The organism is Streptomyces sp. NPDC002328 (genome assembly GCF_042890065.1).
Classification (GTDB): Bacteria; Actinomycetota; Actinomycetes; order Streptomycetales; family Streptomycetaceae; genus Streptomyces.
The window spans coordinates 131,041-143,864 of record NZ_JBIARQ010000007.1; the positions used below are offsets into that span (position 1 = coordinate 131,041).

The window sequence follows — 12,824 nt, forward strand, 5'->3', positions numbered from 1 at the left end:
ACTTCGAACGGCAAGATAGAGAGGGTGCCCCAGGGCGTCAATGGGTCCACCGCAACGGATGTGAGGGGGGTGAACGCCCATGGGCGAGTTCTGGCCAGTCCCCGATGCGCTGGCCCATCTGGCCGGACGCTGGCGCACCGAGCGATCCGTAAGGGATCTCGCGAGCGGCGACACCGGCGTCTTCACCGGCACGACCGCCTTCCGACCACTGGACGGCGGCGGGATGCTGCACGAGGAGTCCGGGACCTTCACCTGGCAGGGCGTGCCGCGCCCCGCCGAGCGGACCCTGCGCTTCCTGCCGGGGCCCGCCCCCGGCACGGCGGACGTCCGCTTCGCCGACGGCCGCCCCTTCCATCTCCTGGATCTGACGACCGGACGGCACACGGCCGACCATCCCTGTTCCGCCGACCTCTACCGCGGCGAGTTCACGGTCGCGGACGCCGACCGCTGGCGCACGGTGTGGCGGGTGCGCGGCCCGGCCAAAGACCTGCTGCTGACGACGGACTACGTGCGCGAGGGCTGAGGCGACGCCGACGTCCCGTCGAAGCGCAGGTTCCAGCGCCCGTCGCGGCCGGTGACGGTGGTCGTCGACAGCGGACGCACGTCGATGTTCCAGTACGACGCCGGCGGCGCCTTCAGCGCGTACACCAGGGCGGCCCGGATCACGCTCGGCTCGGCCACGGCGACGATCCGGCAGCCGTCCTCCACCGGCCGGGTGTCGAGCCAGCCGCCCACCCGGTAGATGAACGCGAGCAGCGACTCACCGCCGTGCGGCGCGGACCGCGGATCGGCCAGCCAGGCGTCCACGGCCTGCGGCTCCCGGGCCATCGCCTCGCCCAGGGTGAAGCCGCGCCACCGGCCCATGTCGCAGTCGCGCAGGGCGAGTTGGACGAGCGGGGCATAGCCGAGGGCGTCTCCGGTGGCGCGGCTGCGCGGGGTCGGCGAGCAGTAGCGCAGCTCGGCCGCCGCGAGCGGCAGCAGCTCGCCCACCACGCGCTGCACCTCGTCCCAGGCCGCGTGGTCCAGCGGCCGGTCGTCCTCGAAACGCTCCGCCAGCTGCGGGGTGTTGCGCGCGGCGGCGACGAACGTGACCCGGAGTGCCATGCGGTGATGGTGGAACCAGCAAGTAGGCAGGTCAAGGGGTGTCGGCCGAGAACTTCTCGGACCCCGCGCCGTCCACCGGCCGGCCGCCGACCAGTCACGCGGGCAACGTCACTGGTCAGTACACCTGATCGCAGGCCGCCCGCAGCCGTCGTACCCCCTCGGTGATCTCCTCCGTTCCCGCCACCGCCGCGAAGCTGAGGCGGACGTGTGCGGCGGGGGGCTCGGCGCTGAAGTAGGGGCGGCCGGGGGCGAGGGCGACGCCCTGGCGCAGGGCGGCGGACGTGAACGCCGTCTCTCCCCCGGGGCCGCAGGCCTCGGAGGCGACCCCCGCGCCGTCGGGGAGCCGGAGCCAGAGGTGGTAGCCGCCGGACGGGACGTGCGGCAGGGACAGTTCGGGCAGGCGCAGCGCCAGAGCGGCCGTCATCGTGTCGCGCCGGGTCTTCAACTCGGCGGCGATCGACCGCAGATGGCGTGGCCAGGCCGGTGAGCCGACGAGTTCGAGGGCGGCCTCCTGGAGCGGACGGGGCACGAAGAAGGTGTCCACGACCTGGATGGCGCGCAGCCGTTCCAGGGCCGGGCCGCGGGCGGCCAGCGCGCTGACCCGGAAGCTGGGCGAGGTCGCCTTGGTGAGCGAGCCGACGTGGACGACGACGCCGTCCGGGTCGTCGGCGGCCAGCGGGCGGGGCAGCGGCCCGGCGTCCTCGTGCGCGAGCCGCCGGACGAAGTCGTCCTCGACGACGAACGCGCCCGCCTCCCGCGCGATGCGCAGCACCTCGCCGCGCCGGTCGGGGGCGAGGACCGCGCCGGTGGGGTTCTGGAACAGCGGCTGGCAGACGAAGACCCGGGCGCCGGTCGCGCGGAAGGCGTCCGCGAGCAGCCGCGGTCTGACGCCGTCCCGGTCGACGGGGACGGGGACCGGCCGCAGCCCGGCGGAGCGGGCGATCGCCAGCATGCCGGGGTAGGTCGGCGACTCGACGAGCACGGGCGCGCCGGGCGGGGCCAGTGCGCGCAGGGCGGTGGTGAGCGCCGCCTGGCCGCCGGCGGCGACCAGCACCTCGGCCGCGGTGACCGTCCCGCCGATGGTGCGGGCGAACCACTCGCGCAGTTCCGGCAGCCCCTCCATGGGCGGTCGCCCCCAGGCGCCGGGGCGTCGTCCGGCCCGGGCCAGGGCCGCGGACATGGCGCGTTCCGGCTGCAAGGAGGGATGCAGATAGCCGCCGTTGAACTCGATCACCCCGGGCGGCGGGGCGGCGAGCGAGACGGTGACGCCGGAGGCGTCCACCGAGCGCGGCACCAGGTCGGCGGCGCCGTCCGCGCTGAGCGCGACCTCCTGCCAGGAGGTGTCGCCGGCGGGTGCGGCGGCCGTGCGCGGCGGCCGGGCCCGGAAGGCGCCGGCGCCGGGGCGGGTCACCACGAGCCCCTCGGCGGTGAGTTGGGCGAGGGCGCGCGAGACGGTCACCGGGCTCACCCGGAAGCGTTCGACGAGGGCACGACTCGACGGGAGCTTTCCACCGGGAGAGTAGCGGTCCAGTTCCTGCCGCAGCTGATCGGCCAGCTCAGTCACACTGCTACGCTCATGCATGAAGACTCAGAGTAGCGCTACCGCCCTTCCGACGATAGCGGTCACCACCCCTCGTCCTCGCGGGAGCGGCTTCGGCACCCTCCAGGCCGCTCTCGGGGTGGTCGCCTTCTCCCTGACCTTCCCGGCGACCGCCTGGGGGCTGGAGGGCTTCGGCCCGTGGACGCTGGTCGCCGTGCGCAGCGTCCTCGCCGCGCTGATCGCGGGCGGCTGTCTGCTCGCGTTGCGGATACCGCTGCCGGCCCGGCGTCACCGGCCGGGGCTCGCGGTCGTCGCCGCCGGGGTCGTCGTCGGGTTCCCGCTGCTCACCACGCTCGCCCTGCGGACCTCGACCACCGCGCACGCGGCCGTCGTGGTCGGGCTGCTGCCGCTGACCACCGCGCTCTTCTCCGCCCTGCGGGTCGGCTCGCGCCCGTCCCGTACCTTCTGGGCGGCGGCGCTGGCCGGGGCGTGCGCGGTGGGGGCGTTCACGGTGCAGCAGAGCGGCGGCGCGCTCACGACGGCCGACCTTTATCTGTTCGGGGCGCTGCTGGTGTGCGCGGCCGGCTACACCGAGGGCGGGCGGCTGGCCCGAACCATGCCGGGCTGGCAGGTCATCGGCTGGGCGCTGGTGCTGTGTCTGCCGCTCACCGCGCCGGCCGCCGCCGTGGCCCTCTCCTACGAGCCGGTCCAGCTGACGGCGCACAGTGCGGCCGGGCTGCTGTGGGTCGCGGTGGGCTCGCAGTTCCTCGGTCTGGTCGTCTGGTACCGGGGCATGGCGGCCGTCGGGATTCCCAAGGCCAGCCAGTTGCAGTTGGCGCAGCCCCTGCTCACACTGGTGTGGTCGGTGCTGCTCCTGGGCGAACAGCTGACGCCGGCCGCCCCGCTGACGGCCGCGGCGGTCCTGGTCTGCATCGCCGTCACCCAGCGGGCGCGCGGCTGAAGGGCGTGCTCGCGCCGAAGTGCTCCCCCCGCACGGTGAGGAGGCCCCTAGATGCGTGCAACCACGGGCGACCAGCTGATCCAGCACGGCAGAGTGGTCGGCCAACACGACAAGGTCGGCGAGATCGTCGAAGTGCTGGGCCAGGAGGGCAACCCCCCGTACCGCGTCCGTTTCGAGGACGGGCACGAGGGTCTGTGCTCGCCCGGACCGGACACCGAGATCCGCCACCGGACACAGGGCCAGGGAACGACGGTACGACCGTAGGTCAGCGCGGGGGCTTCGCCGGCTGCCCGTAGTGGTCGGCGATCACCCGCGCCATGGCCCCGATCCGGTCCGTCCGCACGTCCTTGGCGGCGAAGTACACATGCCCGCGGACCTCGGGACGGTTCCCGGCGAGGGCGAGGTGCCGGGACAGCTCGGCCGGGTTCTGCCAGGCTGCCGACTGCGCCGGATCCCCCGCCCGGTACAGCGCCTCCCCGATGTAGAGCCGGGTCCGGCTGCCCCGCGCCACCTCCGCCCACCAGGGCACGAGTTTCGCGTAGTCGGCGGCGGAGAAGCCGACGTGCCAGTACAGCTGCGGCACGATGTAGTCGATCCAGCCCTCGCGCACCCACTTGCGGGTGTCGGCGTGGACGGCGTCGTACGACTGGAGCGCGGTCGTGTCCGAGCCGCGGGAGTCGGTGGCGGCGTTGCGCCACACGCCGAAGGGACTGACGCCGAACTGGGTGCCGGGGCGGGCGGCCTTGATCCGGGCCGCCGTCTCGCGCACCAGCCGGTCGATGTTGTCGCGCCGCCAGGCGGCCCGGCTGGGGAAGGCCGCGCCGTGGCGGTCGTAGGCGGCGGCGTCGTCGAAGGTCTGGCCGGCCACCGGGTACGGGTAGAAGTAGTCGTCGAAGTGGACGGCGTCCACCGGGTACTTCTTCACCGCGTCGAGCATCGCGTCCTGCACGAAGGCGCGGACCTCCGGCAGACCCGGGTTGTAGTAGAGCTTCCCGCCGTACGGCACCACCCAGTCGGGGTGCTTGCGCGCGGGATGGGAGGCGACCAGCCGGGCGGGGTCGGTGTGGGTGGCGACCCGGTACGGGTTGAACCAGGCGTGCAGTTCGAGGCCGCGGGCGTGGGCCTCCTTCACGGCGGTGCCCAGCGGATCCCAGCCGGGCGCCTTGCCCTGCACGCCGGTGAGGACCTGCGACCACGGCTCGTACGGCGAGGGCCACAGCGCGTCCGCCGTGGGCCGCACCTGGAACATCACGGTGTTGAGGCGGTTGCGGACCGCCAGGTCCAGCCAGCCGATCAGCTCGGCGCGCTGCTGGGCGGCGGTCAGCCCGGTGCGGGAGGGCCAGTCGCGGTTGCCGACGGTCGCGAGCCACATGCCCCGCATCTCCGCCGTCGCCCGGCCGCCGCCGACCGCACCTTCGCCTGCGCCGCCGACTGCGCCGCCGCCCGTACCGCTGCCGACCGCCCCGCCGCCCTCACCGGGTCCGGAGGGCCGCCGCACGGTCGCGGACGCCCCGGTCGTCGTGAAGGCGGAGCCCGCCGCGAACGCGGCCAGCGCGAACGCCCGCCGAGTCAGTCGCCCCATCGCGCACTTCCCCACACACTCCGTGGATCCGTGCGGTCACGGATCGTCCACCGCGCACAGCATGCCCCCACCCCGGCGATCGATCATCGATACTTGCTAGTAACGTGCACGATCGGAGCAGAGCCGTCGAAGACCCGGCGGTTCTTCCCCAGCCATCCAGTCAGCGCATCGAGTCTGCGCGGGAAAGGGACGATGTGACAGGCATCCCAGCGGGAGACATCTCACGCGTCGGAGTGGTGGGCTGCGGCCAGATGGGGGCGGGCATCGCCGAGGTCTGCGCACGCGCCGGACTCGACGTCATGGTCGCCGAGACCACCGGTGAGGCCCTGGAGATCGGCCGCACCCGGCTGTACAACTCCCTGGCCAAGGCCGCCGACCGCGGCAAGATCAGCGCGGAGGAGCGGGACGCCACGCAGGCGCGCCTGGGCTTCACCACGGACCTCGGCGAGTTCGCCGACCGTGACCTCGTGATCGAGGCCGTGGTCGAGAACGAGCAGGTCAAGACCGAGATCTTCCAGGTGCTGGACCAGGTCGTGACGCGTCCGGACGCGATCCTGGCCTCCAACACCTCCTCCATCCCGCTGGTGAAGCTGGCGGTCGCCACCTCCCGGCCCGACCACGTCGTCGGCATCCACTTCTTCAACCCGGCCCCGGTGCAGCAGCTCGTCGAGCTGATCCCGGCGCTGACCACCTCCGAGGGCACGCTCGGGCGGGCGCAGCTGTTCGCCGAGAAGCTGTTGGGCAAGCACTCCATCCGCGCCCAGGACCGCTCCGGCTTCGTCGTCAACGCGCTGCTGATCCCTTACCTGCTCTCCGCAATCCGGATGTTCGAGACGGGCATCGCGAGCCGCGAGGACATCGACAACGGCATGGAGATGGGCTGCGCCCACCCGATGGGCCCGCTGAAGCTGTCCGACCTGATCGGCCTGGACACGGTCGCCTCGGTCGCGCAGAGCATGTACGAGGAGTACAAGGAGCCGCTGTACGCCGCTCCCCCGCTGCTCCAGCGCATGGTGGACGCCGGCCGGCTGGGCCGCAAGACGGGCTCGGGCTTCTACACGTACGCCTGACAGCCCCCGCGTTCTCACCTTCACCGCGTCCCGTTCGGGCCCGGCGTTCCCCCTGTGGAGCGCCGGGCCCGCGGCGTTCACACGGCGTGTGCGCGTCGGGCCCGCATATGCCGCGCGCACACTCTCCCCTCCGGCCCGCCGGGCGGGTTGACTCATCATGCGCATGCAAGGGATGTGAGACGACTACGGAAAGGAGCGGACACGTGACCGTCGACCCCGAGCATCCCGTCGTCCATGGAGAACTCGCCGAATTACGCCGTCGGCTCGACGTGGCCTACGCCCGCGTCGAGGGCGGCCTGGCCCTGCTGACGCACCGCACCGAGGAGACCGCCAAGGAGGCCGACGAACTGAGCGCCCGGGTCAGCACGTTGGAACACGCGCGCTGGCCGCTGCCGTCGATCGCGGTGGTCACGGCCGTCGGCGCGCTCGTCGTGACCGTGTGGCAGGCGTTCGGGCGGTAGCGCCGGCAGGGCGCGGCGGGGGGATCAACCGAGCCTGTGGTGCAGCAGCATCAGTGCGGCCGCCATGTTGGCGGCCGGGACCTCCCCCCGGGCGACCAGGTCGGGTACGAGCTTCAGGGGCACCCACTCCCGGCGGTCCGACTCGAAGTCGTCCACGGGGTGTCCGGCGTACTCGCCCCGGTCCGACCAGTAGATGTGGTGGACCGCGTCGGTGAGGCCGTTGGACGGCTCCACGCTCATGAGGTGGTTCAGGGGCCCCGGTCGCCAGCCGGTCTCCTCCTCCAGTTCCCGGGCCGCCGCGCGGGCGACGTCCTCCCCGTCCTCCACGACGCCCGCGGCGAGTTCGTAGCCCCAGCTGTCGGTGATGAAGCGGTGCCGCCAGAGCAGCAGGACCTCGTTGGTCTCGTTGACGATCGTGGCCACGGCGACCGGCCGCAGCCGTATGAGGAAGTGGTCGAGGTGCCGGCCGTCCGGCAGCTCCACATCGGCCAGGTTGACGCTGAACCAGCGGTTTTCATACACAGTTCGTTCGTTCTGTTTCGTCCACTGCACGGTTCTGCCACCTTCCGTCGAGTAAGGGGCAATATCGCAGCAGGGACTGTGGCTCGCCGGTGCCCGGCGCTCAGGCTGGGGCGGTATCCGGACGGTCTCGGAAGGGCCGGCTACAGCGGTACGCGCAGGGCTCCGTCGATGAGTTCGGCCGCCTCGGCCGTGCCCACGCAGCCGCTGCGCACGAGGTGTTCGCGCACCGCCCGGAGTCTGTCGCGCAGCCGCTGGGACTCCATCCCCCGGGCCTGTTCGGCCATTTCCACGGCGATGGCCACCGCCTTGTCGGCATTGCCCTGGCGCAGTTCGATCGTGCTGAGCATGGCCAGCCGGTGCACCCGGCCCCGGTCGTGGGCCGGGGTGCCGACCGCCGCCGTGGCGTGCTCCGCGGCGGCCGTGAGGTCGCCGAGGCTCAACAGGGCCTCCGCCACCTGCACGTTGACCAGACCCGGCTGGACATAGCCGGTCTCGTCGGGTTCGCGCCCCCGCAGGATGCGTTCGGCGGCCGTCTCGGCACGCCGGATGCACGACAGGGCGCTGGTGCCGTCGCCGAGGTGCGCGTACGCCTTCGCCTGCATCGCGTACAGGTCGGAGGCGAGCGCGGGGGTGATGTGCTTGCCGGCGGTGCGCAGCGCGGCCTCCGCGAAGGCGACGGCCTGCCGGTGCTCCCGCATGAACAGCGCCTGGTTGACCAGCAGCGCGATCACATACGCGCCGAGCCCCCGGTCGCCGCTCGCCTTGGCGAGGCGCAGCGCCTGGTGGAAGTAGCGCTGCGCGAGACCGTGCGCGTCCGAGTCGTACGCGCAGATGCCGGCGATCGCCACCAACCCGCCCGTGGCGCGGTGCAGTTGACGGCCGGTGGCGTCGGTGTAGCCGCCGCGCAGCAGCGGGGCCGCCTCCGCGTTCAGGAAACCGACGATACGGCTGCGCGTCGCCACGCCGCCCGTCTTGCGGTACATCTGCTCGTAGTGGGCGCGGGCGGCGCGCAGCATCTCGATGTCGGCGGGCGTCACCCGGTGCCGGCCGCCGCGCGAGACGTCGACGTCCTCGGGCGGGTTCTCCCACTCCCACACCGGCATCACGGCGGGCGTGCCGGTGACGGCGGGGGCGCCCAGGATATGAGGGCGCTGCTGCTCGTCGGAGCGCCACAGGGCGGTGGCCCGCTCGACGAACCCGGACAGCGAGGCGCCGTGCGGGGTGGCGGGCTCGCCGGGGACGCCGAGGCCGATGTCGTCGAGTGTGACGGGGCGTTGCAGCCGGGCGGCGAGCACCTCGCAGATCAGGTCGGGGACCTGACCGCGCGGCCGCTGCCCTTTCAGCCACCGTGCGACGGCCGTGTGCTCGTAGCGCAGGGCGAGCCCCCGTGACCGTCCCGCCTGGTTGACGTGGGCGGCCAGGCCCGCGTGCGAGATCCCCGCCTCGTCCAGGATCGCGTCGAGCAGTGTGTTGGGCTGCATGGGTGCCCCCGGTGGCTCGGTGCCGCCAGAGTAGTGGCTCCGCCTTCACACGGGGTGTGAACCGAGTGCGCGCACCCGAACCGTGTGCGCGCTGTCGCGGAGCGTGCACAGCCTGTTGACTGAAATGCCTCGCAAGAGGTTCGCCGGGCCGTCGGCTCCCCCTCGAAAAGCGACGGCCCGGCGGTTCGCTCCGCGGGAGTGGCCGGGGGGTGCGTTGCTACTCCGGGTGCGTTGTCGGGCGCGGGTTCGTTGTGGCTGGTCGCGCCCACGCGGCGGAGCCGCATATGTCACAGCCCCGCGCCCCTACGGGGCGGGTCGCCGCTGGGGGCTGGGGCGCAGCCCCTTGCCCCCAGGGGCGCGGGGAACTGCGCGACCAGCCACGATCCAGCGGCAGCCGGCGACGGACATCAGCCCCGCAGGACCGCCCCCGTCCGCGCGCCCGCCAGGGCGACCGCAGCATCCCGCGCGGCCGACGCCTCGTCGACCGTCAGCGTCCGGTCCCCCGCGCGGAAGCGCAGCGCGTAGGCCAGCGACTTGCGCCCCTCGCCCAGCTGCTCCTCGTTCTCGTACACGTCGAACAGCCGGATGCCCTCCAGCAGTTCGCCCGCGCCCTCGCGCAGCGCGGACTCGACGTCCGCGTGCGGGACGAACTTGTCGACGACGAGGGCGACGTCCTGCGTGGCGACGGGGAACGTGGAGATGCTCGGCGCCCGGGGCGTGTCGTCGCCGACCTGCTCCACGGCGTCGAGGTCCAGCTCCATCGCGCAGGTGCGGGCGGGCAGGCCCAGGGCCTTCAGGACCCGCGGGTGCAGTTCGCCCGCGTGTCCGACGACCCGCTCCGCGCCGTCGACGACGACGGCCAGCTCGGCGCACCGGCCCGGGTGCCACGGCCCGTACTGGCCGCTGCGGACGATGAGTTCGGCGCCGGCCTCACGGGCGACCGTCCGGGCCGCCTCGACGGCGTCGGCCCAGTCGGCCGGGCGGCCCCGGCCCCACCAGCCGGCCTGCTCGCGGGCGCCCGCGAGGACGACGGCGACATGGCGCGGCTGGACGGGCAGGGCGGCGTCGAGCGAGGCGAGCTGCTCGTCGGTCGGACGCCGGTCGACCGGCAGATGACCGGCGGCGCGGCGCTCCTCGCGGGGGAGGAAGACCAGCCCGGTCTCGAACAGCGCGAGGTCGTGCGAGCCCCGGCCGTCGTTGCGCCGCAGCGCGGCCAGCAGGCCGGGCAGCAGCGAGGTGCGCAGCGCCGGCTCCTCGTCGTTGAGCGGGTTGACCAGCTTGACGACGCGGCGCGCCGGGTCGTCGGCGGCCAGGCCGAGCTGGTCGAAGACGCCCTCGCCGATGAACGGGTAATTCGGCGACTCGACGTACCCGGCGCCGGCCAGGGCGCGGCCGACGCGGCGGTGCAGCCGCTGCCGGGAGGTGAGCCCGCGGCCCGCCGGGGGCTTGGGCAGCGTGGAGGGCAGGTTCTCGTAGCCCTCCAGCCGGATGACCTCCTCGGCGAGGTCGTTGGCCTCGGCGAGGTCGGGACGCCAGGACGGCACGGTGACGATCAGCTCGTCCTGCCCGTACACGTCGCAGCCGATCTCCTGGAGCCGGCGGACGACGGTCTCCCGGCCGTAGACGACGCCCGCGACCTTGTCCGGGTGGTCGGCCGGAGCGGTGATGGTGTGCGGCGCGGACGGCGCGGCGATCTGGGTGACGCCGGCCTCGGCGGTGCCGCCCGCGAGCAGCACGAGGAGGTCGACCGTGCGCTGCGCGGCGGCGGCCGCGGCCTGCGGGTCGACGCCGCGCTCGAAGCGCCGGGACGCCTCGGAGGACAGCTTGTGACGGCGGGCCGTACGGGCGACGGTGACCGCGTCGAAGTGTGCGGCCTCGATGACGACGTCGGTGGTGCCGCCGTCCATGGGGGTCCCCCCGGTCGAGTCCGTTCGAGACTGGGGGAGGTCCGCGATCTCGGTGTCGGCGCCGCCCATGACGCCGGCGAGGCCGATCGGGCCGCGCTCGTCGGTGATCACCAGGTCCTCGGCGTGCAGGGTGCGGGTCACGCCGTCGAGGGTGGCGATCTTCTCGCCCTCCTGGGCCCGGCGCACGCCGATCGTCCCCCGGACGAGGGAGCGGTCGTAGGCGTGCAGGGGCTGGCCCAGCTCCATCATCACGTAGTTGGTGACGTCGACGGCGAGCGAGATCGGGCGCATGCCGACCTTCTGGAGCCGGCGGCGCAGCCAGATCGGGGAGCGCGCCTCGGGGCTCAGACCGGTGACGGTGCGGGCGGTGAAGCGGTCGCAGCCGACCGGTTCGGAGACCTGGACGGGGTAGCCGAAGGCGTTCGGTCCCGGCACGTCGATGAGGGCGGGGTCGCGCAGCGGCAGGCCGTAGGCGATCGCGGTCTCGCGGGCGACCCCGCGCAGGGACAGGCAGTCGCCGCGGTTGGCGGTGACGGCGATGTCCAGGACCTCGTCGACCAGTTCCAGCAGCTCGATCGCGTCCTTGCCGACCTCGGTCTCCGGCGGCAGCACGATGATGCCGTGGGCACCGTCGTCGCCCATGCCCAGCTCGTCGCTGGAGCAGATCATGCCGTGGGAGGTCTTGCCGTACGTCTTGCGCGCGGCGATCGAGAAGCCGCCCGGCAGGGTGGCGCCGGGGAGGACGACCACGACCTTGTCGCCCACGGCGAAGTTGCGGGCGCCGCAGACGATCTCCTGCGGCTCACCCGTGCCGTTGGCCTGGCCGACGTCGACGGTGCAGAAGCGGATCGGCTTCTTGAAGCCCTCCAGCTCCTCGATGGTCAGCACCTGGCCGACGACGAGCGGACCCTTGAGGTCGGCGCCGAGGTGCTCGACGGTCTCGACCTCCAGACCGGCCGAAATGAGCTTGGCCTGGACGTCACGGCCGGTCTCGGTGGCCGGCAGGTCGACGTACTCCCGCAGCCAAGAAAGCGGGACCCGCATCAGATCTCCATCCCGAACGGCCGGGTGAACCGGACGTCACCCTCGACCATGTCTCGCATGTCTTCGACGTTGTGGCGGAACATCAGCATCCGCTCGATGCCGAACCCGAAGGCGAACCCGCTGTACTTCTCGGGGTCGACGCCGCAGGCGGTCAGCACCTTGGGGTTGACCATGCCGCAGCCGCCGAGCTCGATCCAGCCCTCGGAGGAGCAGGTGCGACAGGGGCGGTCGGGGTTGCCGACGGACTCGCCGCGGCAGACGTAGCACACCATGTCCATCTCGGCGGACGGCTCGGTGAAGGGGAAGAAGTTCGGCCGCAGCCGGGTCTTCATGCCCTCGCCGAACAGCGCCTGGACCATGTGGTCGAGGGTGCCCTTGAGGTCGGCCATGGTGAGGCCCTCGTCCACGGCGAGCAGCTCGACCTGGCGGAAGACGGGGGTGTGGGTGGCGTCCAGCTCGTCGGTGCGGTAGACCACGCCGGGGCAGATCACGTACACCGGCAGCTCGCGCTCCATCAGGGAGCGGATCTGCACGGGCGAGGTGTGGGTGCGCAGCACGACGCCGGACTCGGCGCCGCCCTGCGGGCCCTGCACGAAGAACGTGTCGGCCTCGCCGCGGGCCGGGTGGTCCGGGCCGATGTTGAGGGCGTCGAAGTTGAACCACTCGGCCTCGGCCTGCGGGCCCTCGGCGACCTCGTAGCCCATGGCCACGAAGACGTCCTCGATGCGCTCGGAGAGCGTGGTGAGCGGGTGGCGGGCGCCGGCCGGGACGCGGTCGTGGGGCAGCGTGACGTCCACGGCCTCCTCGACCAGCACGCGCGCGTCGCGCTCGTCCTCCAGCTCGGCCTGGCGGCCCGCGAGGGCCTTGTTCACCGCTCCGCGGGCCTGGCCGACGAGCTTGCCGGCGGCGGCCTTCGCGTGCGGGGGCAGCGCGCCGATCTCGCGGTTGGCGAGGGCCAGCGGGGAGGCGCCGCCGGTGTGGGCGACCTTGGCCTCCTGGAGCGCGTCGAGGGAGTCCGCGGCGGCGAAGGCGGCGAGCGCCTCGTCCCGCATGCGCTCGATCTCTTCCGGTTTCAACGCCTCGACCTCGACAGGGTCGTACGACTTATTCGGTGCCGACATCTCTTCCCGTGCTTCCGGTTGGCTGGCTGAA

Annotated in this window: 12 protein-coding genes; 5 read left to right on the top strand and 7 right to left on the bottom strand. The window is 73.1% G+C overall.

What is annotated here, in order from left to right; genetic code table 11:
* The first annotated feature begins 79 nt into the window (after nucleotides 1-79).
* Nucleotides 80-523: a DUF6314 family protein gene (locus tag ACFYX4_RS19975; protein ID WP_389334553.1), complete on the top strand. Its 444-nt coding sequence runs from the start codon at nucleotides 80-82 to the stop codon at nucleotides 521-523.
* On the opposite strand, the gene ACFYX4_RS19980 is transcribed toward ACFYX4_RS19975, so the two are convergent.
* Both ACFYX4_RS19980 and ACFYX4_RS19985 read right to left on the bottom strand, forming a co-directional pair.
* Nucleotides 505-1,104, bottom strand: a complete 600-nt coding sequence (locus tag ACFYX4_RS19980; RefSeq protein WP_389334556.1) for a histidine phosphatase family protein — start codon at nucleotides 1,102-1,104, stop codon at nucleotides 505-507. The two genes, ACFYX4_RS19975 and ACFYX4_RS19980, sit on opposite strands and share 19 nt — an antisense overlap.
* A gap of 115 nt (nucleotides 1,105-1,219) precedes the next feature.
* The gene (locus tag ACFYX4_RS19985; RefSeq protein ID WP_389334559.1) at nucleotides 1,220-2,686 is read right to left on the bottom strand and encodes a PLP-dependent aminotransferase family protein; all 1,467 of its coding nucleotides are present in this window, start codon (nucleotides 2,684-2,686) and stop codon (nucleotides 1,220-1,222) included.
* On the opposite strand from ACFYX4_RS19985, the gene ACFYX4_RS19990 reads away from it, so the two are divergent.
* Both ACFYX4_RS19990 and ACFYX4_RS19995 read left to right on the top strand, forming a co-directional pair.
* Complete coding sequence (locus ACFYX4_RS19990) at nucleotides 2,685-3,605, top strand: DMT family transporter (protein WP_389334562.1); 921 nt, start codon at nucleotides 2,685-2,687, stop codon at nucleotides 3,603-3,605. The two genes, ACFYX4_RS19985 and ACFYX4_RS19990, sit on opposite strands and share 2 nt — an antisense overlap.
* 51 nt (nucleotides 3,606-3,656) lie before the next feature.
* Nucleotides 3,657-3,869: a DUF1918 domain-containing protein gene (locus ACFYX4_RS19995; protein WP_389334565.1), complete on the top strand. Its 213-nt coding sequence runs from the start codon at nucleotides 3,657-3,659 to the stop codon at nucleotides 3,867-3,869.
* Between the two features lies 1 nt (nucleotide 3,870).
* Here the strand turns inward: ACFYX4_RS19995 and ACFYX4_RS20000 are convergent, their stop codons facing one another.
* A complete protein-coding gene (locus tag ACFYX4_RS20000; RefSeq protein ID WP_389334568.1) occupies nucleotides 3,871-5,187 on the bottom strand; it encodes a glycoside hydrolase family 10 protein in 1,317 nt (438 codons plus the stop codon).
* Between the two features lie 194 nt (nucleotides 5,188-5,381).
* Between ACFYX4_RS20000 and ACFYX4_RS20005 the strand changes: the two genes are divergently transcribed.
* Nucleotides 5,382-6,257 (top strand): 3-hydroxybutyryl-CoA dehydrogenase, encoded by an 876-nt coding sequence (locus tag ACFYX4_RS20005; RefSeq protein ID WP_389334571.1) that lies wholly within the window; start codon nucleotides 5,382-5,384, stop codon nucleotides 6,255-6,257.
* A gap of 203 nt (nucleotides 6,258-6,460) precedes the next feature.
* The gene (locus tag ACFYX4_RS20010; protein WP_389334574.1) at nucleotides 6,461-6,718 is read left to right on the top strand and encodes a hypothetical protein; all 258 of its coding nucleotides are present in this window, start codon (nucleotides 6,461-6,463) and stop codon (nucleotides 6,716-6,718) included.
* A gap of 24 nt (nucleotides 6,719-6,742) precedes the next feature.
* On the opposite strand, the gene ACFYX4_RS20015 is transcribed toward ACFYX4_RS20010, so the two are convergent.
* From ACFYX4_RS20015 to pheS, 4 genes are all read right to left on the bottom strand, one after another.
* A complete protein-coding gene (locus ACFYX4_RS20015) occupies nucleotides 6,743-7,270 on the bottom strand; it encodes an NUDIX hydrolase (protein ID WP_389334577.1) in 528 nt (175 codons plus the stop codon).
* Between the two features lie 110 nt (nucleotides 7,271-7,380).
* On the bottom strand, nucleotides 7,381-8,721 hold the full coding sequence (locus ACFYX4_RS20020) for a transcriptional regulator (RefSeq protein WP_389334580.1): 1,341 nt from the start codon (nucleotides 8,719-8,721) through the stop codon (nucleotides 7,381-7,383).
* Between the two features lie 407 nt (nucleotides 8,722-9,128).
* Nucleotides 9,129-11,672, bottom strand: coding sequence for a phenylalanine--tRNA ligase subunit beta (gene pheT / locus ACFYX4_RS20025; protein WP_389334583.1), 2,544 nt, complete (start codon nucleotides 11,670-11,672; stop codon nucleotides 9,129-9,131).
* Nucleotides 11,672-12,793, bottom strand: a complete 1,122-nt coding sequence (pheS, locus tag ACFYX4_RS20030) for a phenylalanine--tRNA ligase subunit alpha (RefSeq protein ID WP_389334586.1) — start codon at nucleotides 12,791-12,793, stop codon at nucleotides 11,672-11,674. Before pheS ends, pheT begins: the two co-directional genes overlap by 1 nt.
* Nucleotides 12,794-12,824: the final 31 nt, after the last annotated feature.